Origin of the sequence: Ralstonia sp. 22111 (assembly GCF_052045895.1) — a bacterium.
Taxonomy (GTDB): domain Bacteria; phylum Pseudomonadota; class Gammaproteobacteria; order Burkholderiales; family Burkholderiaceae; genus Ralstonia; species Ralstonia wenshanensis.
In genome coordinates, this window is record NZ_JBQEPR010000010.1 from 164,690 (window position 1) to 189,564 (window position 24,875).

The 24,875-nt window shown below is 65.0% G+C and carries 30 protein-coding genes; 9 read left to right on the plus strand and 21 right to left on the minus strand.

Features of this window, described 5'->3' with window-relative positions:
- Positions 1-21: 21 nt before the first annotated feature.
- The 13 genes from soxB to ACTJK4_RS21950 form a co-directional block, all read right to left on the minus strand.
- Positions 22-1,743: a thiosulfohydrolase SoxB gene (soxB, locus tag ACTJK4_RS21890; protein ID WP_440818926.1), complete on the minus strand. Its 1,722-nt coding sequence runs from the start codon at positions 1,741-1,743 to the stop codon at positions 22-24.
- On the minus strand, positions 1,740-2,240 hold the full coding sequence (locus ACTJK4_RS21895; protein WP_440818927.1) for a TlpA family protein disulfide reductase: 501 nt from the start codon (positions 2,238-2,240) through the stop codon (positions 1,740-1,742). Before ACTJK4_RS21895 ends, soxB begins: the two co-directional genes overlap by 4 nt.
- A gap of 12 nt (positions 2,241-2,252) precedes the next feature.
- The gene (gene soxX / locus ACTJK4_RS21900) at positions 2,253-2,903 is read right to left on the minus strand and encodes a sulfur oxidation c-type cytochrome SoxX (RefSeq protein ID WP_414561441.1); all 651 of its coding nucleotides are present in this window, start codon (positions 2,901-2,903) and stop codon (positions 2,253-2,255) included.
- Positions 2,904-2,920: 17 nt separating this feature from the next.
- Complete coding sequence (gene soxA / locus ACTJK4_RS21905; RefSeq protein WP_260780573.1) at positions 2,921-3,742, minus strand: sulfur oxidation c-type cytochrome SoxA; 822 nt, start codon at positions 3,740-3,742, stop codon at positions 2,921-2,923.
- A gap of 19 nt (positions 3,743-3,761) precedes the next feature.
- Entirely contained in the window at positions 3,762-4,217 is a 456-nt protein-coding gene (locus ACTJK4_RS21910; RefSeq protein WP_232041337.1) for a DsrE family protein, read from the minus strand.
- Between the two features lie 16 nt (positions 4,218-4,233).
- Positions 4,234-4,545, minus strand: a complete 312-nt coding sequence (soxZ, locus tag ACTJK4_RS21915; protein WP_024977295.1) for a thiosulfate oxidation carrier complex protein SoxZ — start codon at positions 4,543-4,545, stop codon at positions 4,234-4,236.
- Positions 4,546-4,561: 16 nt separating this feature from the next.
- The gene (gene soxY, locus ACTJK4_RS21920) at positions 4,562-5,032 is read right to left on the minus strand and encodes a thiosulfate oxidation carrier protein SoxY (protein ID WP_252692346.1); all 471 of its coding nucleotides are present in this window, start codon (positions 5,030-5,032) and stop codon (positions 4,562-4,564) included.
- A 10-nt stretch (positions 5,033-5,042) separates the two neighbouring features.
- The gene (locus ACTJK4_RS21925; RefSeq protein ID WP_065858224.1) at positions 5,043-5,390 is read right to left on the minus strand and encodes a c-type cytochrome; all 348 of its coding nucleotides are present in this window, start codon (positions 5,388-5,390) and stop codon (positions 5,043-5,045) included.
- Between the two features lie 160 nt (positions 5,391-5,550).
- Entirely contained in the window at positions 5,551-6,438 is an 888-nt protein-coding gene (locus ACTJK4_RS21930; RefSeq protein WP_440818928.1) for an EamA family transporter, read from the minus strand.
- Positions 6,439-6,560: 122 nt separating this feature from the next.
- Positions 6,561-7,853 (minus strand): NAD(P)/FAD-dependent oxidoreductase, encoded by a 1,293-nt coding sequence (locus ACTJK4_RS21935; protein WP_440818929.1) that lies wholly within the window; start codon positions 7,851-7,853, stop codon positions 6,561-6,563.
- A complete protein-coding gene (locus ACTJK4_RS21940) occupies positions 7,850-8,197 on the minus strand; it encodes a c-type cytochrome (protein WP_440818930.1) in 348 nt (115 codons plus the stop codon). The genes ACTJK4_RS21935 and ACTJK4_RS21940 overlap by 4 nt, the downstream gene beginning before the upstream one ends.
- 133 nt (positions 8,198-8,330) lie before the next feature.
- Positions 8,331-9,149, minus strand: a complete 819-nt coding sequence (locus ACTJK4_RS21945; protein ID WP_232041342.1) for a BON domain-containing protein — start codon at positions 9,147-9,149, stop codon at positions 8,331-8,333.
- Between the two features lie 40 nt (positions 9,150-9,189).
- A complete protein-coding gene (locus tag ACTJK4_RS21950) occupies positions 9,190-9,567 on the minus strand; it encodes a YraN family protein (protein ID WP_232041343.1) in 378 nt (125 codons plus the stop codon).
- A 35-nt stretch (positions 9,568-9,602) separates the two neighbouring features.
- Here ACTJK4_RS21950 and rsmI point away from each other — a divergent pair, with 35 nt between their 5' ends.
- On the plus strand, positions 9,603-10,505 hold the full coding sequence (gene rsmI, locus ACTJK4_RS21955) for a 16S rRNA (cytidine(1402)-2'-O)-methyltransferase (RefSeq protein WP_316870556.1): 903 nt from the start codon (positions 9,603-9,605) through the stop codon (positions 10,503-10,505).
- Positions 10,506-10,531: 26 nt separating this feature from the next.
- Here the strand turns inward: rsmI and ACTJK4_RS21960 are convergent, their stop codons facing one another.
- Positions 10,532-11,266: a septal ring lytic transglycosylase RlpA family protein gene (locus ACTJK4_RS21960; protein ID WP_232041345.1), complete on the minus strand. Its 735-nt coding sequence runs from the start codon at positions 11,264-11,266 to the stop codon at positions 10,532-10,534.
- A 201-nt stretch (positions 11,267-11,467) separates the two neighbouring features.
- Between ACTJK4_RS21960 and ACTJK4_RS21965 the strand changes: the two genes are divergently transcribed.
- From ACTJK4_RS21965 to ACTJK4_RS21975, 3 genes are all read left to right on the plus strand, one after another.
- Positions 11,468-12,124 (plus strand): MBL fold metallo-hydrolase, encoded by a 657-nt coding sequence (locus tag ACTJK4_RS21965; protein ID WP_260803939.1) that lies wholly within the window; start codon positions 11,468-11,470, stop codon positions 12,122-12,124.
- Entirely contained in the window at positions 12,121-12,852 is a 732-nt protein-coding gene (locus ACTJK4_RS21970) for an exonuclease (protein ID WP_440818931.1), read from the plus strand. The genes ACTJK4_RS21965 and ACTJK4_RS21970 overlap by 4 nt, the downstream gene beginning before the upstream one ends.
- A 274-nt stretch (positions 12,853-13,126) precedes the next feature.
- Positions 13,127-13,393, plus strand: coding sequence for a hypothetical protein (locus ACTJK4_RS21975; protein ID WP_316870554.1), 267 nt, complete (start codon positions 13,127-13,129; stop codon positions 13,391-13,393).
- A 125-nt stretch (positions 13,394-13,518) separates the two neighbouring features.
- On the opposite strand, the gene arsC is transcribed toward ACTJK4_RS21975, so the two are convergent.
- The 4 genes from arsC to alc form a co-directional block, all read right to left on the minus strand.
- The gene (arsC, locus tag ACTJK4_RS21980; protein ID WP_260803940.1) at positions 13,519-13,869 is read right to left on the minus strand and encodes an arsenate reductase (glutaredoxin); all 351 of its coding nucleotides are present in this window, start codon (positions 13,867-13,869) and stop codon (positions 13,519-13,521) included.
- 247 nt (positions 13,870-14,116) lie between these two features.
- Positions 14,117-15,391 (minus strand): M20/M25/M40 family metallo-hydrolase, encoded by a 1,275-nt coding sequence (locus tag ACTJK4_RS21985; RefSeq protein WP_440818932.1) that lies wholly within the window; start codon positions 15,389-15,391, stop codon positions 14,117-14,119.
- A 93-nt stretch (positions 15,392-15,484) separates the two neighbouring features.
- Entirely contained in the window at positions 15,485-16,018 is a 534-nt protein-coding gene (locus ACTJK4_RS21990; protein ID WP_440818933.1) for an ureidoglycolate lyase, read from the minus strand.
- A complete protein-coding gene (gene alc / locus ACTJK4_RS21995; protein WP_232041352.1) occupies positions 16,015-17,025 on the minus strand; it encodes an allantoicase in 1,011 nt (336 codons plus the stop codon). The genes ACTJK4_RS21990 and alc overlap by 4 nt, the downstream gene beginning before the upstream one ends.
- A 344-nt stretch (positions 17,026-17,369) precedes the next feature.
- Between alc and ACTJK4_RS22000 the strand changes: the two genes are divergently transcribed.
- Genes ACTJK4_RS22000 through ACTJK4_RS22010 form a run of 3 tightly spaced genes read left to right on the plus strand, consistent with a single transcriptional unit; the run spans position 17,370 to position 20,034 of the window.
- On the plus strand, positions 17,370-18,710 hold the full coding sequence (locus tag ACTJK4_RS22000) for a C4-dicarboxylate transporter DctA (protein ID WP_232041353.1): 1,341 nt from the start codon (positions 17,370-17,372) through the stop codon (positions 18,708-18,710).
- Positions 18,711-18,747: 37 nt separating this feature from the next.
- Positions 18,748-19,443, plus strand: a complete 696-nt coding sequence (locus tag ACTJK4_RS22005; protein ID WP_024977277.1) for a GntR family transcriptional regulator — start codon at positions 18,748-18,750, stop codon at positions 19,441-19,443.
- Between the two features lie 6 nt (positions 19,444-19,449).
- Complete coding sequence (locus tag ACTJK4_RS22010) at positions 19,450-20,034, plus strand: IMPACT family protein (RefSeq protein ID WP_440818934.1); 585 nt, start codon at positions 19,450-19,452, stop codon at positions 20,032-20,034.
- A 3-nt stretch (positions 20,035-20,037) separates the two neighbouring features.
- Here ACTJK4_RS22010 and ACTJK4_RS22015 read toward each other — a convergent pair whose 3' ends face one another.
- The gene (locus ACTJK4_RS22015) at positions 20,038-20,463 is read right to left on the minus strand and encodes a hypothetical protein (RefSeq protein ID WP_440818935.1); all 426 of its coding nucleotides are present in this window, start codon (positions 20,461-20,463) and stop codon (positions 20,038-20,040) included.
- Positions 20,464-20,575: 112 nt separating this feature from the next.
- Positions 20,576-21,487 carry a LysR family transcriptional regulator gene (locus ACTJK4_RS22020; RefSeq protein ID WP_440818936.1) on the minus strand — a complete coding sequence of 304 codons (912 nt, stop codon included), beginning with the start codon at positions 21,485-21,487 and terminating at the stop codon, positions 20,576-20,578.
- Between the two features lie 345 nt (positions 21,488-21,832).
- Between ACTJK4_RS22020 and gcl the strand changes: the two genes are divergently transcribed.
- Complete coding sequence (gene gcl, locus ACTJK4_RS22025) at positions 21,833-23,608, plus strand: glyoxylate carboligase (protein ID WP_260803946.1); 1,776 nt, start codon at positions 21,833-21,835, stop codon at positions 23,606-23,608.
- A gap of 43 nt (positions 23,609-23,651) precedes the next feature.
- Positions 23,652-24,434, plus strand: a complete 783-nt coding sequence (hyi, locus tag ACTJK4_RS22030) for a hydroxypyruvate isomerase (protein ID WP_440818937.1) — start codon at positions 23,652-23,654, stop codon at positions 24,432-24,434.
- Between the two features lie 248 nt (positions 24,435-24,682).
- On the opposite strand, the gene ACTJK4_RS22035 is transcribed toward hyi, so the two are convergent.
- Positions 24,683-24,875: hypothetical protein (locus tag ACTJK4_RS22035; RefSeq protein ID WP_440818938.1), on the minus strand; the 193-nt coding region annotated here is incomplete at its 5' end.

Consider the following 24,875-nt stretch of genomic DNA (forward strand, 5'->3'; position numbering starts at 1 on the left):
CGGGCCCTTTCAATCGGGGGTTTAACCCCCGTTTTCCATGCCCGGATTGCCCTCCATGCCGACAATGCGCGGCGTGTTCAGCGGTCTTGCGGTCACTTCGCGCTGGTCGCGCAGCCAGTCGGCCAGCACGTCCCACACTGGGCGCCCGCCGGCCTTGCGGGCTTCGGGCGATACGGCGGCCCAGCCGGCCACCTTGTAGCGGCGGTCGGCGTCGATGGGCTTGCCGCTTCCCGGCCCCAGGCGCATGTCGGTAATGCGCTGGCCCATGGGCTTCATCGGGTCGATGGTGTAGCGCAGGCCGCCGGCGCGCACCATGTCGCCGCCCTGCTGGTAGTACGGGTCTGGGTTGAACAGGTTGTCGGCCACGTCTTCCAGCACGGTCTTGATGGTGGCGCCCGTCATCTCGGTGAGCGTGGTGGCCGGGTAGGTGATGGCGGTCTGGGCCATCAGCGCTTCCATGGTCAGGGCCTCGCCGGGCAGCAGCGTGGTGCCCCACCGGAAGCCGGGCGAGAAGGCAATCTCGGCGCCCTGCGCGTGCATCAGGCCATCGACGATGAGCTGGTCGAAGGTGCCGTTGAAGTTGCCGCGCCGGTACAGCAGCCCGCGGTTCGTGGCCAGCGTTTCGCCCAGCTTGTCTTGGTACGGCGCCCGCACGCGGTCAATCAGCGCGGTCATGGCTGGGTCGGGCGGCAGCAGGTCGGCAAACACGGGCAGCAACGTATAGCGGATGTCGCGCACGGTGCCGCCGCGCACATCCAGATCGAGCACGCCGACAAACTTGCCATTGGCGCCCGCGTTGGTGACGAGCGTCACGCCGCCCGGGTTGCTGACCTTGACGGGCGCGGGCACCGCATCGTGCGTGTGGCCGCCCAGGATGGCGTCCAACCCGCGCACGCGCGAGGCCAGCTTCAGGTCCACATCCATGCCGTTGTGCGACAGCAGCACGACCACCTTGGCGCCCTTGCCGCGCGCCTCGTCAATCATCTTCTGCAGCCGTTCTTCCTGAATGCCGAACGTCCAGTCGGGCGTGAAATCGGCCGGGTGCGCGATGGGCGTGTACGGAAACGCCTGCCCGATGATGGCGACCGGCACGCCGTTCAGCTCGCGCAGCACATATGGGTCGAACACCGGGTCACCAAAGTCGGCGGTCTGGATGTTCTGCGCAACAAAGGCGACCTTGTTCTTGAAGTCGTGATCGACCACGTGGCGCACGCGGTCGGCGCCGTAGGTCATCTCCCAGTGCGGGGTCATGACGTCGACGCCCAGCGCAAGGGCCGCGTCGACCATGTCTTGGCCGTTGGTCCACAACGCGGTGGCAGAGCCCTGCCAGGTGTCGCCGCCATCCAGCAGCAGCGCATTGGGGCGCGTGGCGCGCAGGCGCTTGATAAGCGTGGCCAAGTGCGCGAAGCCGCCCATGCGGCCGTAGCGGCGGGCGGCCTCGGTAAAGTCGAGCGCGGTGAAGGCGTGCGCAGCGCGGGAGCCCGGCGCAATGCCGTACCGCTTGAGCAGCGCGTGCCCGACCAGATGCGGCGGCTGCCCGGCCCATTGCGCCACGCCCAGGTTGACGCTGGGCTCGCGGTATTCGATGGGCAGCAACTGCGCGTGGCAATCGGTGAAGTGCAGCAGGTGGACGTTGCCGAAACGCGGCACGTCATAGCTGAGCGTATCTGCGTGGGCGTCGGTCAGGCGCAGGCCGGCGGCTGCGGCAATCGCCAGGGCTTGAACGAATTCGCGGCGGTTCATTGTTTGGGGCTGTTTGCGTAGCGGGCCAGGTCGGCTACGTCGTCTTCGAGCATCTCGCCGACTTCCTTGCGCACTACGCGGCCTTTGGCGTCGAGCACGAGCAGTTCGGGCAGGCCCTTGCGCGGGCCGGTGGCGGCGCACAGCGCGTCGGTTTCCATCGTCACCGGAAAGGTGAAGCCGCGCTTGGCGACGTAGTCCTTCGCGAGCTGCGGGTTGGCGTCGATGCTGATGGTGAGGATGCGCAGGTCAGTGCCGCGCGTGGCGTCGTAGAGCTTTTGCAGGCGCGGGTTCTGCAGCGCGCAGAACGGGCACCACGATGCCCACGTGGCGATGATGACGGGGTGCCCGCGCCACGCATCGCCCGGCACGCGTGTGCCGTCGAGCAACTGCAGGTCGGGCAGCGCAACCACATCGCCCACTTCGACGGCCTGCGCGGTGCTTGCGGCAAACACCATCGCCGCTGCTGCCCACATCAGGAACCGTCGAAGCGTTTGCATGGGGTTATTGGCTTACTGGTTCACAGGCGATGCCGGGTCGAACAACAACGCCATCACATCGCGGATCTGCTGCTCGGTGAGGATGCCCTTGTGCCCGAAGCGCGGCATGTTGGAGCACGCCGCATACGCGTTGGAGTTGTAGATCTTGCCCCACGTGTAGCGCAGAATCGCCTCCGAATCGCCACGCAACTTGCCGTACTGATACAGCGACGGGCCGATGGTGCCGTACGACACCTCGTCTTTCGACAGGCGGTGGCAGGCGTAGCAATTGGCGCCGTTCGCGCCGCCGGCCGGGTCGGAGAACTGCATGCCGCGGCCGCTCTGCGCGGTCTTCTCGCCTGCCTTCCAGTCGCCCAACCACTTGTTGTCTGCGGGGTAATGGATGGTCTTGAGCTGTGCGTCTTCCAGCTTCTTGGCCACGGCGGCGGGCACGGCGTTGCGGTCGGCAAACTGGCTGCAGATCTTCTGCACGTCGTCGCGCTCGGTCACGCCTTCCACGGTGGCCGGGCCCTTGGAGACAAAGCTCTCGTGGATGACCTTGGCGAGGGCCGCGTCGGCCTTGGCATCGGGCTTGGGCGGGGTGACGGCCTTGGCGGGTGCCGCATCGGCGGCATGGGCAGCGCCTGCAACCAGGGCCAGGGCGATGAGGGTCAGTCGGATCATGTGCGGCATGGTCGGCCTCATCGTTTGATGGACGGCGCGTCCATCTTGCCGCCGTTGGCGTTGCGGGCGAGGAACATCTCCAGCGCAGTAATCACCTCGCTGCCGTAGAGCGGTTCCGGAAAGCGCTGCTGGCGCAGGCAGTCGTACAGGCGGTGCTGCATCGTGCGTACCTCGCCCTGCGAGACGCGATAACCCGGCCATGTGGAATACGCATAGCGCGCGCCGTCGGCGGTCAGCAGGTCGGGCAGGTCTTGCAGGCGGATGCGCAAACCCGGCTGGGCGTGGCACGTGGCGCAGGCAAAATCATAGGCGCCGCCACGGTAGAAGAACATGCGGCGGCCGAGTTCGTACACGCGCTTTTCTTCGGGATGGGCGAGCGGAATGTCGATGGCCGCGCCGCGCGATTCCGACGCCACGTACGCGATCAGCCGTTCAATGTCCGACGCCTTGCCGGGCGACGAGAACGGGCGGGCCGAAGCCTCTTCCTTGGTCAGCCCCTGCAGCGTCATGCGGCAATACATGAGGCGCTGTTCGGCGTCCATCACACGGCCGGTGTCTTTGAAGAAGCGCGGCAGCTTGGCGTAGGCGCCCTTCACCACGCCGGGGCCGAGGCCCAGGTCGCACGCTTCAAGCGAGGCCTGTTTGGGGCCGGCGGGCTTCTTCCAGAGTTCTTCGCCGGCGGCTTCCCAGAGTTCGGCCGGGTTGCCGTCGGCCAGCATTTCGCGGTACTGCGCGATGCCGGCGGCGGTGCTGTCCTTGGTGTCCTGGGCGTTGGCGGCCAGCGTCAATCCGCCGGCCAGGGCCACGCCCAGCAACTTCGTCCATGTCTTGTGTTTCACGGTCCCCTCCGTGGGTCGCCTACGGTTTGATATAGGCGAAACCTTCTTCCTGCTGCAAGCGGGTGATTTCCACCACGCCGGCCGGCACCACCTTGGCTTCGAGCAGCAGCTTGTCTTCCGGCACCTTGAAGGCCATCAGCGAGTTGTGGCACACGCGAAACTCCACGCCCATGCTGGCCAGCGCCGCCACCGGCGCGTCGAAGGTGCGGCCCTGCGCATCCTTGGCGCCTTCAACGAGAAACTCAATGCCGTGCCCGAACGCCACCACCACGATCTTCGTGCCGGGTGCGCCGTTCAGGTGGTTGCGCAGGTTGCCGATGGCGCGCACGGCCTGGTCGATGCCTTCGCTCAACTGGTAGACGACCTTGTAGCGGGCACCGGCGCCACCAGCGCGCGGGGCGTTCTGGGCAGCGGCCTTGCCGGCCACACCCAAGGCCGCCAGCGCGGCGGTCACACGAAAGAAGCTGCGTCGCATGTGGGCCTCCTGGCGCTTACTGGATCGACGTCTCGTCGGTGCGCTTGTCGCCGTGGTTGTCCACCCACGTGACCGTCACCTTGTCGCCCTTGGCGCCGCCCTTGAACTTGAAATTGAGGAACGGATCTTTCGACACGGCCGGGCCGAACTGTGCATCGAGCACCGTCTTGCCGCTGTGCAGCACCGTCACGTTGGTGATGTGCCAGGCCGGCACGACCTTGCCGGACGCGTCTTTGCGCTGGCCGGTTTCCATGTCGTGCTTCATCAGGATCTTCACGTCGGTCGTGCCGCCGTTTTCCATCGCGCGAATGCGCATCGGGTCTGCCATGTTGTTCTCCTGATGTTTAACCGCCGCAGCCACCAAGGGTGACCTTCACTTCCTTGCTCGCCAGCACCCATTTGCCGTTGGCGCGCACGGCGGCGTAGACCTGCGAGGTCTCGCCCATCTTCACGCGCGTGCTGACAAACGGATCGGTGCCGGCCGGAATGGCAAACGTGGCGGCCAGCGTGTTCGGGTTCTTTTCGACCAGGATGGCGATGAGGTCGGTGCCGGGCAGCGTGCTCGTTACAACCAGCGGCACCACGGCGCCGTTTTCTGCGATGTCCGGTGCGGTGAGCTGGATGCCGGCGCCGCCCTTGTCGACCGCGCCGCCGCCCAGTTGCTTGAGCACGTCGTTCACGCCCTTGACGGCAAAGGCGGCCTTGTTCCATTCGGCCGCCTGGGCCGGCGTGGCAATGCCGGCGGACACCAGCAGCGCCATCATGGCGCCAGCGCGCAGCACGTCGCGGCGGCTCAGGTTGATTGCATCATTCATCGTCCGTTCCTCACTTGGCCGGGGCGCCCGCGAGCACCCAGTCGATCACGGTTTTCAGATCGGCATCGGCAATCTTGGGATTGGCCGGCATCGGGATCTGGCCCCAGTTGCCCATGCCGCCTTCGCGCACCTTCTTGATGAGCCTGGCTTGCGCGCCGGCATCGCCCTTGTACTTGGCGGCAACGTCCTGATAGGCAGGGCCGACAAGCTTGCGGTCGACGGCGTGGCAGCCCATGCAGGCGTTCTGGTTGGCGATGGACAGGGCGCGGGCAGCATCAACGGCTGCCAGCGCGGGCGTGGCGGACAGCGCCAAGCCGGCCAGCACCGCCGCAGCGGCGAGCGTGGGGGCGAACTTCATGTGGTCTCCAGAAGACGAGGCTGCCCGCATGCGTGTGCGGGCGAAATGGCGGGAATCGGACCCGGTATTGTGCCCGAAACGGGCCAAATCCTATGTCGCGCCCACAGCAAAACGCCCGGTACCTTGCGGCCCGGGCGCTTGTTGTCGATGGGGTGTGGCGTCAGGCCATCGCCCGCCGTGCCGCCAGCCGGCCACCAAACACGTTGAGCAACAGCCCGGCCATGACCACGGCGCCGCCCAGCCATTGGGCGGGCACCAGGCGCTCGCCAAGCAGCACGGCGGCCGACACCAGCCCCACCACCGGCACCAGCAGCGTGAGCGGCGCAACCTGGCTGGCCGCATACCGCGCCAGCAGGCGGCTCCACAGGCTGTAGCCGAAGATGGCGGCGCCAAAAGACAGGTAGACGATCGCGCCGATGCTCGACCCACTGATGTTCGCCAGGCTATGCGCAATCTGCTCCGGCCCCTCCAGCCAGTACGACAGCAGGAAAAACGGAATCGGCGGGATGACGGCGCCCCACACGACCAGGCTCACCACGTTTACCGGCCCGATCCGCTTGGTGACGATGTTGCCGCTGGCCCACGAAAACGCCGCGCACAGTGTCAGCAGGAAACCGGCGGTGGTCATGCCCGTGACCGAGCCGCCACCCGCCATGCCGATGATTGCCAGCCCGCCCGCAGCCACCGCCATGCCGGCCAAGTGGAACCAGCGGATCGGCTCGCGCAACACGATGGCGGCAATCGTCAGCGTAAAGAACGCCTGCGATTGCAGCACCAGCGAGGCCAGCCCCGCCGGCATGCCCACGTACATGGCCGAGAACAGGAACGCGAACTGCCCAAAGCTGATGGTGGCGCCGTAAGCCACCAGCCACTTGAGCGCGATCTTGGGGCGCGGCACGAACAGCACCGCCGGGAACGCGACCAGCGCAAAGCGCAGCGCACCCAGCAGCATGGGCGGCACGCCGTGCAGGCCCACCTTGATGACGACAAAGTTGACGCCCCACACCAGCACAACGGTCAGGGCCAGCAGCAGATCCTTGGGAGACATGATGATCGGAAGGTTCGGACGGCCGCCCGTGCGGCCACATGACGCACTTTAGGCGCCGGCCGCTGACGCGACTTGCACAATCTTGCGCATTGTTTGTGCCGGGCGCCGCGGCCTTACCTTCCCTAACCCAGCATGTCCGACCAGATGGCGCGGCTCCAGCCCTGAGCCAGCTTGCCCTCGGTTGCCGAAGGTGCATCGGAGAGCCCACCGGCGCCGGGCACCGTCACCATGGTGTGCTCGGCCGCGTCGTAGCGGTGGACGGTTACCACGTGCATGGCCTCGTCGGGCGTGGCGAAGCTGTAGCAGGTGTTCGTATACAGCGGCGACGCATCAGGCGCGTGCCCGGCCAGCATCGCCACCACGGCGGCGGCGGCCACCTTGCCGTGCTGGTTGGCCATATGGCCCGACTTGGGCATCAGCGGCGCGGTCTGGATGGCATCGCCAATCACATGCACGCCCGGTGCCACCTTCGATTCAAACGAGAGGAAATCCACTTCGCACCAGCGCCCGTTGGCCGTCGCCAGACCGGCCTGCACGGCGATTGCCCCGGCGCGCTGTGGTGGGATCAGGTTGACGACATCGGCCTGCACGTCGTCCTGCACATCGAACTTGAGCACGCGGCCCGTGGCATCGATGTCGACGGCGTTGTATTGCGGGCGATATTCAATGTGCTGCGGATAGCGCTCGGCCCACACGCGCTTGAACAGCGCGCCCTTGGAGGTGACGTCGTCGTTGGCATCGAGGATGAGCACGCGCGAATCGGGCTTGGCGCGTTGCAGCCAATGGGCGATGAGGCACGCGCGCTCGTACGGCGCGGGCGGGCAGCGGTACGGCGCCAGCGGAATGCTGATCGCCACCGTGCCGCCGTTGGGCATGGCTTCGAGCCGATGGCGCAGCGCCAGGGTCTGCATGCCGGCCTTCCAGGCGTGCGGCGCTTGCGCGGCGGTGGCCGCATTGGCGAGACCGGGAATTGCCCCCGGCACGAAGTCGATACCGGGCGAGAGAATCAGCCGGTCGTAATCGAGCGTGCCGCCGCCGGTCAGCCGCACCTGCTTGGCGGCCAGGTCGATGGCCGATGCGCGGTCGCGCACCCACCGCACGCCGTGGCGCTCGACCAGCGCGTCATACGGCACGGTGATCGACGCCATGTCACTGTTGCCCGACAGCACGAGGTTCGACAGCGGGCACGAGACGAACGCGGCGTTCGGCTCAACCAGCGTCACGTCGACATGGCTACCGGAAAACACGCGCACGTACTTGGCCGCCGTTGCGCCGCCATATCCGCCCCCAACTACGACCACACGCGCATTGCGCGCGCCCGACAGCGATGCACATGCGGCCAGCGGCCCGGCCAACGCGGTTGCCCCGAGCGCGCGCAAGATTGCGCGTCGATCCTTGCGCAGCCATTCGCTCATGGCGCCTCCTGTGGTTGGCGCGACAGCCAGCCGGCAATGGCGGCGATCTGCGCATCGTCATAACCGCGCGCGATCTGGCCCATCACCGTGGAGGGGCGCGTGCCGTTGCGGAATGCCTGCATTGCGTCGATCAGCTCGGCCTGCGAGCGGCCTGCCAGCGGTTGCAGCGTCTGCGCGGTCAACTTGGCACCGGGCGCGGTATCGGCGTGATGGCAGCTGGCGCACGTGGCGGCCCAGGTGCGGGCCTGCAGGTTGGAGGGTGGGCGATCGGCCGCATGGGCCGCATGAGCCGTGAGCAGCGCCGCAAGCAACGCTGCGGCGGCAAGGCGATGGACGACGGGCATCGGGGGGCTGCGAAGTCGCGGAAGCGTCATACGCTAACACGCACGGCGCGCCGTGGGCCCGGTGATGCGTTCAGCCAACAAAAAACGCAGCGCGGTGGCTGCGTTTCTTACATTGCGATGTAGCCGAGACGGCTTAAGGCAGTTGTTTGCCCGGCGGCAGCGCCGGCGAGTTGGTCGGCGACACGGTCACGCCAGGCGAGGCCGAGGTGACGGGCGCCGGGGCCTGCGTGGCCGTTGGCGTACCCTGCGCCGGCGCCGGCGTGCCTTGCGACGCATCGGGCGCGGTCGACGGGTTGGTCGACGTGGCATTGGCGTCCAGACGCTTGCGCTCGTCTTCGCTCACATAGTCGAACACCTTCACGACCTTGTTCACGCCGCTCACGGTGCGCACGGCTTCGGTGGCCTTGTTGCCTTCGGCCTCGGTCACCACGCCCATCAGGAAGACGGTCTGCGCTTCGGTGGTCACCTTGATGGAGTTCCAGGGCACGCCTTCGGTGCCGGCCAGCACGCTCTTCACCTTGGTGGTGATGTACGTATCGTTGGTGCGCGAGCCGAATGTGCTCGACTCCGGCGTCACCACGAGCTCGTTGACGACCTCACGCGCGTTCTGCAGCTTCTGCGCGTATTGGCCGATCTCCTGCTTGGTCTGCTCGGTGCCGGCTTCGCCGGTCAGCAGGACCTTGCGGTTGTAGACCGTCACGTTGACGTGGGCACGGCCGTCGTAGCGCGAGATCAGCGTGTTCTCGGCTTCCATCTGCAGGCCGCGGTCGATGGTCTGGGTGGCGGTCGGGCGGCGGTCGGTGGCAAGCGCCACGCCGCCGGCCACGGCGCCTGCAAACAGCGGGAAGCAGGCGGTCAACTGCGTGGCGGTAACGCCGGCCAGGGCGGCCAGCACGGCGGTGCGCGTGACCGTGCGACGGAAACGGGCAAACGTAGGCGACGAGAGTTTCATGCTGTCCTTGAATGAAGTCCGGATGAAAGAAGAGCGAGGTTTAGGCGTCTGCACCAAAGGCATCGCGCATCCATTCGATACGCGCACCGTCGATGGCGATGACGTCAAAGCGGCAGGCCGGCACATCTTCAACCTGCCGCGCGAGAAAATCTTCAGCCGCGGCAATCAGGCGCCGCTGCTTGGCGGGCGTGACACTCGCCGCCGCCCCGCCGAAGCGCTGCGTGGAGCGCGCCACGCGGGCACGCACCTCAACGAATACCAGGGCGCCAGCCGCATCGCGCATCACCAGATCGATTTCACCGCCCTTGCAGCGATAATTGCGGCTGACCACGGCCAAGCCGCGTGCCTGCAAGTAGCGCAGCGCGCGGTCTTCACCGGCTTCACCGGTGGCGGCTGTGATGGGCTGCGGCGCATGCATTCGCGGTTTGAACCAAGTAACCGAGAGAAGTTCTCGTGAGTGATCCTGACTGGACCCTGCTGGCGCACGACCAGCACTATCCCGCCGGCGCATTATATGTGGTGGCCACCCCCATCGGGAACGCTGCCGACGTGTCGCTGCGGGCGCGCTACGTGCTGGGCATCGTCGACGCGGTGGCCTGCGAAGACACGCGCAACACCGGGCAACTGCTCAATCGGCTGGGGCTGTCGCGACCGATGCTCGCGGCGCACGAACACAACGAGCGCGAGGCCGCTGCGCGCATCGTCGCGCGCCTCGCACAGGGCGAGCGCATCGCCTATGTGTCCGATGCGGGCACGCCGGGCGTGTCGGACCCTGGCTCGCGCATTGTCGAGGCGGTGCGCGCTGCAGGCCAGCGCGTGATTCCGCTGCCGGGCGCCAGCGCCGTGGTGACGGCGCTTTCTGCCGCCGGGGAATTGCTCGACACGTCCGGTGGGCAATTCACCTTCGTCGGCTTCCTCCCGCCCAAGGCCGGGCAACGCGACGCGGCCATCCGTCAATGGGCGGCGCACGGGCCGGCGTGGGTTCTCTACGAGGCACCGCATCGCATCGAGGCCACGCTCGCCGCATTGGCAGAACACTTGCCCGCCCGACGCCTCCTGATCGGTCGCGAGTTGACCAAGCTGTTCGAGCAGATCGTCGTGCTGCCTGCTGCGGAGGCACCCGCATGGCTTGCCGCCGATGCCTCGCATGGCAAGGGCGAATTCGTATTGGTGGTGGAAGGCGCAGGCGCGCAAGACGCGGCACCGACCGCCATGGCAGCCGATCAGGTCTTGCGTCTGCTGTTGGCCGAGCTGCCCGCCAAGCGCGCAGCCAAGCTGGCTGGAGCGATTACGGGGGCGCCCGTCGACGCGCTATATCAAAGCGCGCTGGCGTTGAAAAACGAGAGGAAGGACTGAGGCAGGAAGGCGGCCGAATCAGCGGCTCAGCGGTGGTGCCTGACGCGACGCTTGACCGCTTTCTTCTTCACCGGTGCGGGTTCATCGCCACCCACATCGGCATCGCCATCGTTGCTGGCGACATCGGTTTGCGTCAGCTCGGGGCGCAGCGCTTCGACTTCAGCGCGCGACAGTCGGCGGATTTCCACCTGCGTTGAACCGCGCTTGACGAAGTCGAGCCGCTTGGCAGCGGCGTACGACATGTCGAGGATGCGCTTGCCATAGTACGGGCCGCGATCCGTGACCTTGGCCACGACCACACGATCATTGGCGAGGTTGCGCACGAGCACCCAGCTCTGCAGCGGCAGCGACGGGTGCGCCACCGTGAAGGCGTTCATGTCGAAGCGCTCGCCACTGGCGGTGCGGCGGCCGTGGAAGCCGCGGCCGTACCACGAGGCCAGGCCGCGCTGCTCAAACGTGCCGAGGTCGGCGCGCAGGCCGGGGCTCGTATCGGTGTTCTCGTCGAGCTTCAGGCTGCTCGAATCCGGCGCGCCGCGGAACGACAGCGTGCCCCAGGCATCGGGGTTGTCGCGGGGGTCGGCCACCTTCAAGGTGGGCGCTGCGGGCTTGCTGGCCTGAAGGCCGGATTGCCCACCCGCGGGCGGCTCGCCAGGAACGGCGGCACAGCCCGCCAGCACCAGCAGCGCGGCGCCATGCGTCAGCCAGGCACGCAGCGTGCGGCCGGCCGAATGGCTGGAATTGAGGTGGGTCAACTTAAGCATGGGCGCGAGTCTAACATGCATGCTTCGATCGATTATTTACATTTCCTATTAAAACGATCACATCATGCTGTCATCTCGCACCAATTTTGTAATATTTTCTTTCTGATGTAACAGCGCTTCCCGCGAGCCCAGTGCTGGCGCGGGCTCGGGCCGATACAATCGGGTTATCCCTGCCATGTGCAAATGCGCACAAAAAATCACATGAAAGTCGTTGTCGTCCCCGTTACGCCGTTTGAACAGAACTGCACGCTGCTGATTGGCGACGATGGTGCTGCTGCCGTCACCGACCCGGGCGGCGATATCGAGCGCATCCTGGCTGCCGCGGAGCAGCACGGTGCGCGCATCGAAAAGATCCTGCTCACGCATGGCCACGTCGACCACTGCGCCGCCGCCGATGCCCTGCGCACGCAGCTTGGTGTGCCCATCGAAGGGCCGCAGAAGGACGAGGCGTTCTGGATCGATCAACTGCCCATGCAGAGCCAGCGCTTTGGTTTTCCGCCGGCCAAGGCATTCGTGCCCGACCGCTGGCTGGAAGACGGCGACACCGTGCAAGCCGCCGGCCGCACGCTGCAGGTGTTCCACTGTCCTGGCCATACGCCCGGCCACGTGGTGTTCTTCAGCCCCGAAGACCGTGTCGCCATCGTCGGCGATGTGCTGTTTGCGGGGTCGATCGGCCGCACGGATTTCCCGCGCGGCAACCATGCAGACCTGATCAACGCGATCCGCACGAAGCTCTGGCCGCTGGGTGACGACGTCACGTTTGTGCCGGGCCATGGGCCGGTCTCGACCTTTGGCGATGAGCGTGCCAGCAACCCGTACGTCGCCGATCGCCTGTTTGCCAACGAAGGCTCGGCATGAGCGCAAACACCAACGACAGCGCCAGGGACAGCGCCAACGAGAGCGACGACCCCTTCGCCGACACCGCGCCCGCTGCGCCGGCCGACAGGCCCCGCCGCAAGCGGGGCAACCAGCCGCCCGACACGCGGCCCGAAATCTACGTCAGCACCGACATCGAGGCCGACGGCCCCATCCCCGGACCGCACTCGATGCTGAGCTTTGCAAGCGCAGCGTACCTGGCCGACAAGACGCTCGTCGGCACGTTTGAAGCGAACCTGGAAACGCTGCCCGGCGCAGAAGGCCATCCGATCCAGATGCAGTGGTGGAAGAGCCAGCCCGAGGCGTGGGCGGCATGCCGCGCCAACCTGGAGGCACCCGAGGTGGCCCTGCCGCGTTACGTGGAATGGGTCGAGAGTCTGCCGGGCAAACCGGTGTTCGTGGCGTTTCCGGCGGGCTTCGATTTCACGTTCATGTTCTGGTACATGATGCGTTTTGCGGGGCGCTCTCCGTTTGGCTGGGCGGCGCTCGACATCAAGACGCTGGCCTTTGCGCTCACGGGCATGCCGTATCGGCGCAACGTCAAAGCGGCCTTTCCCGAGCACTGGCACGACCCGCTGCCGCACACGCACATCGCGCTGGATGACGCGAAAGAGCAAGGCGCCCTCTTCTGCAACATGCTGGCCGAATTGCGCAAACGCGAAGCCGAGCGCGCCGCCGCACAATTGCCCCACCAATCTGCTCAGGATTGAGCGCCGGACACATCACGCATCTGGCGAAGACCCGCACGCGGTTTGCCTCTTGCCCGCGTGATGCGCGCACCATGCCGCAACGCAACTTGCGGCGCCACAAACCCCCGTCTACGCTGGGCTTGTGCGAGCGACCAGACGACTGCGCCACCCGGCGCCGACAAGCAAAGCCACTCGCATACGCCATTTGCTTGCCGTATCGTTTTCGGGCCGCACGTGCCCCCGACGCCGGTGCGTGCCGGCGTCGGCTATCAGCCAACAACGGGGAGGTACCGCGATGCGATTTTCCCGTGACGCGTTTGACACGCAACACTTGCGAGCGATGACGGAGCGCTTGCATTGGCATCGCAAATCATCTGCGAAGGCGGTTCCGTTGAGCATGCGTGCGCAGCATCTTCATCACACGCACAGCAGCGCGCACCACGACGCAGACGTCATGAAAGTCGCCATGGTCTCGACCGCGGCGGCGCTGGCAGTGGTGCTTGCTGCCCTGCTGGCAGTTGGATTCGGGTCAGAAATGGCCCGATGGATGGGCCTGGAATAAACCGGTGCCCTTGCGCGTCTTGACGGACGCAGCCCCGGCCCTCGCGCAAAGCGAGATACGGCCACCCCTGAACGGCCTGTCCGATGGAAATCGGCAGGCCGTTCAACTTTGGGTGGCGCGGTGAGTTACTTCAGGAACGCCTCAAGCGCTTCGGGCGTGCGACCGATGGTGGCGCGACCGTTGCGAACGAGCACCGGGCGCTGCAGCAGCTTCGGGTGGGCTGCGATGGCCTTGAGCAGCGCGTCGTCTGACGCATCGGCCAGATTGAGCTGCGCGTATTCGTCTTCGTTTTCGCGGATCAGGCTGCGCAGCGGTGTGTCGAGTTGCGCTGCGAGCTGCTTGAGGTCGGCCAGCGTGGGCGGCGTGGTCAGGTATTCGATGACGTCGAGTTGTTCGCCGTTTTTCGCCGCGAAGGATTGGGCTTGTTCGAGCGCAGTGCGGGATTTGGAGCAGCGGGGGTTGTGGTAGATCTGCATGGCTTTTGGGGCTTTGGTGCTGGCTTGATGGGGTGTGCCGCAATCTTAAGGGGTGGCGGTTGGGTGGGGGTTTCGTTGTTGGTGTTGGGGGGATTCGTGCTTTTTTGTTTTTTGTGGTGCATCCCTTGTTTCATCCCCTGCCGGGACCGAAAGGGGGATGAACCACGAACGCACAAACCCAAAACCCAAAAAACAAAAGGGCCGACCAAAGCCGACCCCACAAACCAAAGCCATCAAGCGATATCAATCACCCGCCCAACAACCCCCCCACAGCACACCCCACCACCACAGTCGCGCCCCGCAGATCATTCAACCGCAGGTTCTCATCCGTGTTGTGTCCCCGCGCTTCCATCAACGTACGCGGGCCCGCGCCATACAGAACCGTCGGCACGCCATGCGCCGTGTAATGCCGTGCGTCGGTATACAGCGGCACGCCATGCACCGGCACATCGCCACCAAACACCGCCAACGCATTCCGTCGCAGCGCGCCAATCAGCGCGTCCACGCCAAGCAGTTCGGCAAGCGGCTCCGCCAAAAGAATGCGTTCCACCGAAACCTCGATCCCCGGCCGCTCCGCCGCTGCACGTTCGATCACGGCACGCAGTTCGCCCTCTGCATCTCGCCCGGCCTCTTCAGGAATCATCCGGCGGTCAACGCGGAACGTCACCAGATCGGGCACGACGTTGGTGTTGATGCCGCCCTGGATCAACCCGACGTTGAGCGTTGCGTGGTCGATGCCCGGCACGGCGGATTTGCGCGTTGCGAGTTCCGCGCGATAGGCATACACGGCCTGCAGGATATGCGTGGCCGCTTCGATGGCATCGATGCCCGTATGCGGCATGGCGGCGTGCGCCTGCCTGCCGCGCACCGTCACCTGCACGTGCAGGCAACCGTTATGCGCCGAGGTGATGCCGTACGCAAAGCCAGCGGAGATGGCGTAATCGGGCTTGCTCAAGCCTTGATCCAGCAGCCACTTCGGGCCGATGTCGCCGCCGGTTTCTTCGTCGTACGTGAAATGCAGTTCGACCGTGCCGTTGAGTTTGGCACCGCGCTTTTCCGCTTCGATCAGCGCAAGCAGCGCCCACGTGTACGTGGCGAAGTCCGACTTGGACACCGCCACGCCGCGGCCGAACATGGTCGGGCCGTGTTCGGTCTCGACGATCTCGCCGCCGTATGGGTCGTGCGTCCAGCCCAGGCCTGGCGGGACGACATCGCCGTGTGCGTTCATGGCGATCGTGGGGCCGCCGCTGCCGAACGTGTGGCGTACGATCAGGTTGGTGGCGCTGACCATGCCGGCGGCACGCACCTGCGCCTGCGGCACGGCATGTGCCTCGACGGTCAGGCCCAGCGCTTCCAGCAACGCCTTGGCGCGCGCGGCATGCGGGGCGCAATCGCCGGAGGGGTTATCCGACGGCACCTTCACCAGCTCGCGCAGGAAATCAATCTGCTGCGCGTGCGCGGCCTCGACAAATGCGCGGATGTCCGCATCGATGCCGGGGTTGGCAAGTTGGGCCTGGGTCATGTCGATGTCTCGCTGATTGGGTAGGACGGAGATTGAAAGTGACTGAGCCCCCGTTTGTGCGGGGGCTCAGGATCGGCACCGATGACGCGATGCTTACAGCGCGGCCTGCATGGCCTCGGCGGTCAACCACACCGATTCGGCCAGGTCTTGCTCGTCGCAGTTGTGGCCTTCGCCACCGCGGTCGACAACGAGGAAATCGCTCACCTCGCCCAGGGCCAGCAGCGGGTGGTGCCACACGCCGCGCGCGTAGTTCACGCCTTGCCAGCCGCGCGAGACGAACGCGCGCAACTTCGACGGGTCCAGCTCGCCAGCCGGCGCCACGACCACCAGATACGGCTTGTCGTTCTGCGGGATGAAGGCCTGGCTGCCACGCGGGTGGCGCTCCAGCATCTTGACCTCAAACGGCAGCGTGCGCGGCTGACCACGGAACAGGCTGATCAGCGCACGGCCGCCCTCGCCCACGTCCACGTCCACGTTGGCGAGGTCATGAAAGCGGATGGTCGTGCCCTGGTTGATGGGAAATTGCTTGGCCCCGTCCAGCTCGATCACGTCGCCGAACGGCGCAAAGGCTTCGCGCGTGAGCGGCTCGATGGTCAGCGCAATGCGTGCTGCGGTCTCTTGACTCATTCGAGCACCCCCCACAGGCGCAGACGCGACACGCCGCCGTCCGGGAACATGTTGAAGCGCACGTGCGTGACGATGCCGAGGTCGGCGATTTCCGCTTCGTAGTAGTGCTGCAGATCCATCTGCAGCTTCTGCTCGGGCAGCAGCGTTTGCCAGAACATCGCCTGCGTCTTCAGTGAGCTGTCGGTGCCGCCCACCACGCGCGCGGCCTGGATGGAAACGCGGTCAGCAAAGTTGCCCTTGAAGTGCGCGGTGTCGACTTCGATCTTGCGGATGCGGCCCGGGTTGGCCAGCGCGATCACGCACCAGTCGTTGCCCGGTTCGCGGCGGCGGCGCGTTTCCCAGCCGTCGCCCATGTTCACGCCGCGGCCCGGCATCAGCATGCGCGAGGCCGGCCCGAAGTGTTCATTGTTGGCTTCGACCACATAGGCGCCGTTTTCCATGGCGGCCAGGTCGAACAGCTTGGTGCGATCCGCGCCCTTCCAGTCGACTTGCGGCTGCCCGTACACGCGCAGGCGCGCGATGCCGCCGTCCGGGAAGATGTTCACGCGCAGGTGCGTGAAGGCCTGCGTGTTCGTCACGGCCACGTAGGCGTGGCTGTTGCCTTGCAGCGTGGTCGACGGAACGATTTCAGTCCACTGCGTGGCCTCGGTCGGTTCGCCATCCGGCAGATAAGCGGCTTCAATGGAAGCGGCCGGCGGGAAGTTGCCGGTGAAGTGGCTCGTGTCGATATCGACACCCTTCACGACGCCGGGGCGGGCCAGGCGGACGATGCAATGGTCATAGCCGCCGTTACGGCGACGACGCGTTTCCCAGCCATCCATCCACTTGCCGTGGTCGTCGTACTTGCCGGGAATGAACACCGCCGGTTCGGGGTTGAGCATGCGGTCTTTCGGCGCGAAGAATTCGTCGGTCGCGAACGTGGCCTCTGCGCCAAGGCGGGGGTCCGCCAGGTTCGGATATCGGCGCGTGAAATCCGGCGCGTTCGGATCGAGCGTGGGCATCGCCATGTGGAACTCCTTGGTGTTTTGTCTCTGGATGTTATACGGCCGGCCCATCGAACAAAAACAGCGAGTAAGGACACTCGAAACTGTAGCGATGGGAACGCCGGAAGTGCAGCGTAAACGGCGGAAGCACAAGGCTTCGCGGGACTGCATGAGTCGATCCTAGCATGTGAATTCAAAAATTGCATACAAAAATTGGATCGCCTATGATGCCGTCAACGCTCAACAATTCATCGCGACAATTTGTTGCGACGCAGCGAGCGAAACAAGGCCGTGACGACAATCGCAACCAACTGAATTAGACGATTGGGCACGGCTTGAGACACCAGTAATCCAAAGGAGGATTCACCATGCAACGCTTTACGCGCCCGTTGTTCGGGCAGGTTTTGATTGCCCTGGCGTTGGGCATCGCGCTGGGCATCTGGGCGCCGGAGTTTGCGCAGAAACTGCAGCCGCTCGGCGATGGCTTTCTGAAGCTGATCAAGATGCTGATCGCGCCGATCGTGTTCTCGGTGGTGGTGGTGGGCATCTGCGGCGCCGGCGAGCTGAAGAAGGTCGGGCGCGTAGGCGGCAAGGCCGTCATCTACTTTGAAATCGTCACGACGATTGCGCTGGCGCTGGGCATTGCACTGGCCTATCTGTTCGGGCCGGGGCACGGCATGAATGTGGATCCAAAGACGCTCGATCCGGCGGCCATGGCGTCGTACATGACGACTGCCAAGCAGGTGGAATCGACCGGCGTGGCAGCGTTCTTCCTCAAGCTGATTCCCGATACGTTCGTCAGCGGCTTTGTGAAGGGCGACATCCTGCAGGTGCTGCTGGTGTCGATCCTGTTCGGCTGCTCGCTGTCGCTGCTGGGTGAGCGGACCAAGCCGCTGGTCAACCTGATCGACCAGCTCTCGCATGTGCTGTTCCGCATGATGGCCGTGATCATCCGTCTGGCACCGCTGGGCGTGCTGGGCGCGGTGGCCTTTACCGTCGGCAAGTACGGTGCGGGCTCGCTCAAGCAGCTTGGCTTCCTGGTGCTGCTGTTCTATGTGGCCGTGGCACTGTTTGTGTTCGTCGTGCTCGGCACCATCCTGCGCATGGCGGGCTTCAACATCTTCAAGCTGATCCGCTTCTTGCGCGCCGAACTGCTGGTGGTGCTGGGCACGGCATCGTCCGACGCGGTGCTGCCGTCCATCATGAACAAGCTGGAGAAGATGGGCATCAAGCGCTCGGTGGTCGGCCTGGTCATCCCGACCGGCTACTCGTTCAACCTCGATGCGTTCTCGATCTACCTGACGCTGGCCGCCGTGTTCATCGCGCAGGCGACCAACACGCCGCTGGCGCTGCAGGATCTGCTGCTGATCCTGGGCGTGGCGCTGGTGACCTCCAAGGGCGCGCACGGTATTCCGGGTTCGGCCATCGTGATCCTGGCAGCCACACTGTCGGTCATTCCGGCCATTCCGGCGATCGGCCTGGTGCTGGTGCTTTCCGTCGACTGGTTCATCGGCATTGCCCGTGCGCTGGGCAACCTGATCGGCAACTGCGTCGCCACGGTGGTCATCGCCGCGTGGGAGAAAGACATCGACCGCGTGCGCGCCAATGCGGTGCTCGACGGCAAGATCGACATCACCGAAGAAGGCGAGGCGATTGCGCACGGCCACGGTGTGGCTGCACAAGCCGCCCACACGCTGCCGCATGCCTGAAGCGGCGCTGCTGTCGGACGGCGGTAAAATCGGCACCATGACCGAAACCACCGCCGCCGACATCTCCTCCGAAGGCATTGCCGACGACATCGCCCAGGCGATCGTCGCGCATCGGCTGCCGCCAGGCACCAAGCTGCGCGAAGAGGCGCTGGCGCGGGTCTACCACGTCAGCCGCACGAAGATTCGCGCAGCGCTGCTGATGCTCGCAAAGGACAAGCTGATCCGCATGGAGCCGGATCGCGGTGCGTTCGTTGCCAAACCTGACGAGACCGAGGCGCGCGAGGTGTTTGCCGTACGCCGCGTGCTGGAAGTCGCGCTGGTGCGCGAGTTCATCGCCAAAGCGACGCCGGCCGACTACAAGCGGCTGGAGAAGCACCTGGCCGAAGAACACAAGGTGGCGGCAAGCGGCGACTTATCTGACGTCCCGCGCCGCAATCGCCTGATGGCCGACTTTCACCTCCTGATGGCCGACGTGGTGGGGAATAGCGTGCTCAAGGAAATGCTGTATGAGCTTTCAGCCCGCAGCTCGGTGATCACGATGATGTACCAGTCGACGTACGACGCCGTGCGTTCGTCCGACGAACACACTGCTTTCCTGGACGCCGCCAAGCGCGGCGACGTGGAAGGCGCCATCGCCCTGATGGAAGAGCACATGGCGCACACCGAGGCTTCGCTCAAGTTCGAATCGCCGGGCGGCCGCGCGACGGATCTCGTAGCCGCCCTCCTAGCCTGATCGCGCGTGCCGACGTACACGCTGCGCGCGCCGGTTTCCGCCGAGCTGGAAATCAAGAAAAGCCGCTTTATCGGGTTGGCCGTGCCGGTTGATGACCGGGCTGCCGCCATGGACGTGATTGCACGCCTGCGCGCCGAACACCCCGCTGCCACGCACGTCTGCTGGGCGCTCCTGGCAGGTGGCCAGTCAGGCATGTCCGACGATGGGGAGCCCTCTGGCACGGCTGGTCGCCCCATCCTTGAAGTGCTGCGCCATCACGATCTGGACGGCACGCTGGGCGCCGTGGTGCGTTACTTCGGCGGGGTCAAGCTCGGCGCCGGCGGTCTGGTGCGCGCCTACACGGACGCCATCGCCACCGCCCTCATGCAGGCCGAACGCGTGGAGCGCATCGCCAGCACCACGCTCACCCTATCCACGGATTACGCCGATGAGGCCCGTATCCGCCGCTGGATCGACGATGGCGGCTACACGCTCGTCGATGCTGCGTACGATGCAGGTGTCACGCTCACGGTGCGGTTGCCGGTGACGGACGAGGCGGCCGCGCGGGTCACGCTGCGGGATTTGACGCAGGGGCGTGTGGTGATTACCTAGCGCCTATCGCTCGGGAGTGGGCAGAGCGGCGGGCGCGGAGCCCGGGCAACACGGGTTTTGGCAGTCCGGTTGGAAAACGACGTAGGCGGCTGTCGGCATTTTGGGGGCGACGCCGTCGCGTTCCGCGGCACGCAGATGCGTATCGGCCTCGGACGACTCGACTTTGTCGCCCTCGATGCCGACAGCGTCCAGCACGGCCTGGATGCTTCTGAGGCGCTGCACTGCCAGTTCTGGGTCGGACGCAGGCTCCAATGCCTCCCGCAAGCGCACCCGGTACTTGCCGCCGCTGCGAAAATCTTCTTTGAGCTGCGAATCCCATTCCGCCAGTTTCAGGATTTCGGCGGTCGGCAGCGCAGACTCGCCGGGCGAGAACACCAGCGGGTGCTCAAGCCCGGTCAGATCGCACGCCAGGGCGGAGGTGCTGAGCATGAGAGCGCCGAGAACTGCAGTTCTGTGTAGCATCTTCCGTCTCCGGCATTGAGCGCGCCACCCGCGATGCGTCTAATGACAAGTTTAGGAACCGTCATCCATTTCCGCACGCTCAACGCGTTCGCGACCAATACCCCGCCTGCCCGTACACCGTCTTCAGGTGCTCGATAAAGAACCGGATCTTTGCCGGCACCGGCCGCTGCTGCGGGTACACGGCAAGGATGTCGTAGTCGGGCAGCGCGTAGTCGTCGAGCACCGTCATCAGCGCGCCGGATTCCAGCTCAGGCTGGATCTCCCACGTTGAGCGCCAGCCCAAGCCCAGACCTTCGCCCATCCAGCGGTGCAGCAGTTCACCGTCGTTGCAGTCGAGGTTGCCGTTCACCTTCACGGTGACGGCCTTGCCGTTCTGCTGGAAATACCAGCCGCGCTGCTGACCGCCCTGCAGGTTGAAGGCGAGGCAGTTGTGGCGCGTGAGGTCATCGAGCGTGCGGGGCACACCATGCTTGGCGAAGTACGCGGGCGTGCCGCACACCACGCGCTTGTTCGACGCCAGGCGGATCGCGACGAAGTTCGGATCAATCGCACCGCCAATGCGGATGCCCACGTCGTAGCCTTCGCGCACGAGGTCGACCACGCGGTCGGTCAGGTTGAACGAGATGCGCACGTCGGGGTTGGCACGCAGGAAGTCCGGGGCGTGCGGTGCGACGTGCTTGCGGCCAAACGCAGCCGGCGCCGACACGATCAGGTGCCCGGTCGCCTTGTGACGGCCTTCGGCAACCAGCAGCTCCGCGCGGTCCAGTTCGCCCAGCGCCTTCTTGCACTGTTCCATGAAGACCGCGCCCTGCTCCGTCACCGCAATGCGGCGAGTCGACCGGTGCAGCAGCTTCACGCCCAGGCGGGCCTCCAGCGCGTTGATGCGGCGTCCGATCATGACGGGCGTCACGTCTTGCGTGAGCGCGGCGGCGGCCATGCTGCCGTGTTCCACCACGGCGATGAACGCTTCGATCTGCTTGAGCTTGTCCATTCCATCATTCCAGTTCGCAATGTCTGACCATTTTAGTGAGCATTCCGTACCAGGATTGCGGCTTTCTGGCGCATATCACCTGTGACGAATGGCAAAAATAGTGGACGCCGATGTGATCGATGCGAGCGGGCCGCGCCCCATTGCTGCGTCGCACCAAAGTGCCTGAAAGCGTTTTGAATTCAAGGTTTTCCGGCATATTGGCTGCCTTGGTATTGGTGCAGCACGCAAATCCATTCAGTATTCTCAGTTAGCAATCAACTGACGAAATCTGCGTTTATCCATATCGGCATGCGGGAATAGGATCAGCTCCAACTGATTCCCACCTTCCATTCCTGGAGACACCCCATGCCGAAGATGAGAGCGATTGATGCCGCAGTTGCGGTGATGGAAAAAGAAGGCATCACCACCGCCTTCGGCGTGCCTGGTGCCGCCATCAACCCGTTGTACTCGGCGCTGCGCCGCGCCGGCAACATTGACCACGTGCTGGCCCGCCACGTTGAAGGCGCCTCGCACATGGCCGAGGGCTACACCCGTGCGGAGCCGGGCAACATCGGCGTGTGCATCGGTACGTCGGGCCCCGCCGGCACCGACATGATCACCGGCCTGTACTCGGCCTGGGCAGACTCGATTCCCATCCTGTGCATCACGGGCCAGGCACCCCGCGCCCGCCTGTACAAGGAAGACTTCCAGGCCGTCGACATCGAGTCGATCGCCAAGCCGGTCACGAAGTGGGCCGTCACCGTGCGCGAGCCGGCGCTGGTGCCGCGCGTGTTCCAGCAAGCCTTCCACCTGATGCGCTCGGGCCGCCCGGGTCCGGTGCTGATCGACCTGCCGTTCGACGTGCAAGTCGCCGAAATCGAATTCGACCCCGACACGTACAGCCCGCTGCCGGTCTACAAGCCCGCGGCCACGCGTGCCCAAGCCGAGCGCGCCATCGCGATGCTGTGCGAAGCCGAGCGCCCGCTGCTGGTGTGCGGCGGCGGCGTGATCAACGCCGATGCGGCCAAGCTGATGGTCGAGTTTGCCGAGCTGGTGAACGTGCCTGTGGTCCCGACGCTGATGGGCTGGGGCGTGCTGGCCGATGACCACCCGCTCAACGCCGGCATGGTCGGTCTGCAAACGTCCCACCGTTACGGCAACGCCACGCTGCTCGCATCCGACTTTGTGTTCGGCATCGGCAACCGCTGGGCCAACCGCCACACCGGCAGCGTCGACGTGTACACCAAGGGCCGCAAGTTCATCCACGTCGATATCGAACCGACGCAGATCGGCCGCGTGTTCGGGCCGGATCTGGGCATCGTGTCGGACGCCAAGGCGGCACTGGAGAAGTTTATTGAAGTGGCCCGCGAGCTGAAGGCCGCCGGCAAGCTGCCGTGCCGCAAGCGCTGGAACGCCGACGTGCAGAAGCGCAAGCGCACGATGCTGCGTCGCTCCGACTTCGACAACGTGCCCATCAAGCCGCAGCGCGTGTACCGCGAGATGAACCAGTACTTCCCGCGCGACGTTCGCTATGTGTCGACCATTGGCCTGTCGCAGATCGCTGCCGCGCAGTTCCTGTCCGTCAACCAGCCGCGCCACTGGATCAACTGCGGCCAGGCAGGCCCGCTGGGCTGGACGATTCCCGCCGCCATCGGCGTGAAGGTGGCCTCGCCCAACAGCGACGTGGTCGCCATCTCGGGTGACTACGACTTCCAGTTCATGATCGAAGAGATGGCGGTGGCCGCGCAGTTCAAGGTGCCGTACATCCACGTGGTGGTGAACAACTCGTACCTGGGGCTGATCCGCCAGGCGCAGCGCAACTTCGACATGGACTACTGCGTCCAGCTCGCCTTCGACAACGTCAACGCACCCGAGCTGAACGGCTACGGCGTCGACCACGTGAAGGTGGTGGAAGGCCTGGGCTGCAAGGCAATCCGCGTGTTCAAGCCCGAAGACATCGAACCCGCCTTCGCGCAGGCCCGCCTGCTGATGGCCGAGTTCTCGGTGCCGGTGATGGTGGAAGTGATTCTCGAGCGCGTGACCAACATCGCAATGGGCACGGAGATCGACAACGTGGTCGAGTTTGAAGAGGTGCTCGACCTGGAAGACACCCTCACGGAAGCCGAAGGCGTCACCGCATAAAGACGGCGCGTCGTTCCCTCACCGTCCGATAACAGGAGAAACCATGACAAAGCTGGCAGCCAACCTGACCATGCTCTTCACCGAGCAGGCCTTCCTCGACCGCTTCGAAGCCGCCGCACGTGCGGGCTTTCGCGGTGTGGAGTTCCTGTTCCCCTACGCGTTTCATGCCGACCAGATTGCCGATCGCCTGAACCGCTTCCAGCTCGACCTGGTCCTGCATAACCTGCCGGCCGGCAACTGGGACGGCGGCGAGCGCGGTATCGCCATCCTGCCGGATCGCGTGAGCGAGTTTCAGGACGGCGTGGGCGAAGCCATCAAATACGCCAAGGTGCTCGGCGTGAAACAGCTCAACTGCCTGGTGGGCATTCGCCCCGAAGGCGTGAGCGAAGACGCTGCGCGCAAGACGCTGGTGGAGAACCTGAAGTTTGCGGCGAAGGCACTGAAGGCCGAGAAGATCGACCTGCTCATCGAGCCGATCAACACGTTTGATATTCCAGGCTTCTACCTGAACCGCACGCAGCAGGCGCTGGACCTGATCAACGACGTGGATGCGTCCAACCTTTACGTGCAGTACGACATCTATCACATGCAACGGATGGAAGGCGAAGTGGCTAGCACGCTGAAGCGCCGTCTGGACAAGATCAAGCATGTGCAGCTGGCGGACAACCCTGGGCGCAATGAGCCGGGGACTGGGGAGATTAATTACCAGTTCTTGTTCCGTTGGTTGGATGAGATTGGGTACACCGGGTGGGTTGGGTGTGAGTACAAGCCTAAGGCTGGGACGGTTGAAGGTCTTGGCTGGCGTGACGCGTACCAGGTTTCTTGATTCTTTGTTTGGTTTTGCCTCGGTGGTGCATCCCTTGTTTCATCCCCTGCCGGGGCTGACTCACTTTTCTTTGTCTTGCCAAAGAAAAGTAAGCAAAAGAAAGGCGCGCCCGAGATGGCGACTTCCCCTTGAATTTATGTCGCAGAGAGGGGAAGGGAAAAACTCGCTTCGCTCAGACAGTTTCCCTTCCTTTTTCCTCTCTGCAACAGAAATTCAAGGCGCCATCTAGGGCTCCAACGGCCAAACAATCAGAGCACGACCGCAGCAGGAACCAGCAACACAACGCGAAGCAAAGCGAGCAGCAGCAGCAACAAACAAGAGCCACCAGGGCCCGCACACCAACGGTTCGGCCGTTGACGTTCCTGCCCTAGATGGCGCCTTGAATTTGTGTAAGCGGGCGGAACAAAGACGGGGAACTGTTTGAGCGCAGCGAGTTTTCCC

Coding starts and splice junctions, on each gene's coding strand:
- ACTJK4_RS22000 (WP_232041353.1), top strand. CDS start 17,370: ATGCAACGCTTTACGCGCCCGTTGTTCGGGCAGGTTTTGATTGCCCTG.
- arsC (WP_260803940.1), bottom strand. CDS start 13,869: ATGCAGATCTACCACAACCCCCGCTGCTCCAAATCCCGCACTGCGCTC.
- ACTJK4_RS21985 (WP_440818932.1), bottom strand. CDS start 15,391: ATGACCCAGGCCCAACTTGCCAACCCCGGCATCGATGCGGACATCCGC.
- ACTJK4_RS21940 (WP_440818930.1), bottom strand. CDS start 8,197: ATGCCCGTCGTCCATCGCCTTGCCGCCGCAGCGTTGCTTGCGGCGCTG.
- ACTJK4_RS21910 (WP_232041337.1), bottom strand. CDS start 4,217: ATGCGACGCAGCTTCTTTCGTGTGACCGCCGCGCTGGCGGCCTTGGGT.
- ACTJK4_RS21935 (WP_440818929.1), bottom strand. CDS start 7,853: ATGAGCGAATGGCTGCGCAAGGATCGACGCGCAATCTTGCGCGCGCTC.
- ACTJK4_RS21945 (WP_232041342.1), bottom strand. CDS start 9,149: ATGAAACTCTCGTCGCCTACGTTTGCCCGTTTCCGTCGCACGGTCACG.
- ACTJK4_RS22020 (WP_440818936.1), bottom strand. CDS start 21,487: ATGGACAAGCTCAAGCAGATCGAAGCGTTCATCGCCGTGGTGGAACAC.
- ACTJK4_RS21965 (WP_260803939.1), top strand. CDS start 11,468: ATGAAAGTCGTTGTCGTCCCCGTTACGCCGTTTGAACAGAACTGCACG.
- ACTJK4_RS22015 (WP_440818935.1), bottom strand. CDS start 20,463: ATGCTCAGCACCTCCGCCCTGGCGTGCGATCTGACCGGGCTTGAGCAC.
- soxY (WP_252692346.1), bottom strand. CDS start 5,032: ATGAATGATGCAATCAACCTGAGCCGCCGCGACGTGCTGCGCGCTGGC.
- ACTJK4_RS21990 (WP_440818933.1), bottom strand. CDS start 16,018: ATGAGTCAAGAGACCGCAGCACGCATTGCGCTGACCATCGAGCCGCTC.
- ACTJK4_RS21975 (WP_316870554.1), top strand. CDS start 13,127: ATGCGATTTTCCCGTGACGCGTTTGACACGCAACACTTGCGAGCGATG.
- ACTJK4_RS21950 (WP_232041343.1), bottom strand. CDS start 9,567: ATGCATGCGCCGCAGCCCATCACAGCCGCCACCGGTGAAGCCGGTGAA.
- ACTJK4_RS21970 (WP_440818931.1), top strand. CDS start 12,121: ATGAGCGCAAACACCAACGACAGCGCCAGGGACAGCGCCAACGAGAGC.
- ACTJK4_RS21895 (WP_440818927.1), bottom strand. CDS start 2,240: ATGCAAACGCTTCGACGGTTCCTGATGTGGGCAGCAGCGGCGATGGTG.
- alc (WP_232041352.1), bottom strand. CDS start 17,025: ATGGCGATGCCCACGCTCGATCCGAACGCGCCGGATTTCACGCGCCGA.
- ACTJK4_RS22005 (WP_024977277.1), top strand. CDS start 18,748: ATGACCGAAACCACCGCCGCCGACATCTCCTCCGAAGGCATTGCCGAC.
- ACTJK4_RS21960 (WP_232041345.1), bottom strand. CDS start 11,266: ATGCTTAAGTTGACCCACCTCAATTCCAGCCATTCGGCCGGCCGCACG.
- ACTJK4_RS21925 (WP_065858224.1), bottom strand. CDS start 5,390: ATGAAGTTCGCCCCCACGCTCGCCGCTGCGGCGGTGCTGGCCGGCTTG.
- soxB (WP_440818926.1), bottom strand. CDS start 1,743: ATGAACCGCCGCGAATTCGTTCAAGCCCTGGCGATTGCCGCAGCCGCC.
- gcl (WP_260803946.1), top strand. CDS start 21,833: ATGCCGAAGATGAGAGCGATTGATGCCGCAGTTGCGGTGATGGAAAAA.
- soxX (WP_414561441.1), bottom strand. CDS start 2,903: ATGATCCGACTGACCCTCATCGCCCTGGCCCTGGTTGCAGGCGCTGCC.
- ACTJK4_RS21930 (WP_440818928.1), bottom strand. CDS start 6,438: ATGTCTCCCAAGGATCTGCTGCTGGCCCTGACCGTTGTGCTGGTGTGG.
- hyi (WP_440818937.1), top strand. CDS start 23,652: ATGACAAAGCTGGCAGCCAACCTGACCATGCTCTTCACCGAGCAGGCC.
- soxZ (WP_024977295.1), bottom strand. CDS start 4,545: ATGGCAGACCCGATGCGCATTCGCGCGATGGAAAACGGCGGCACGACC.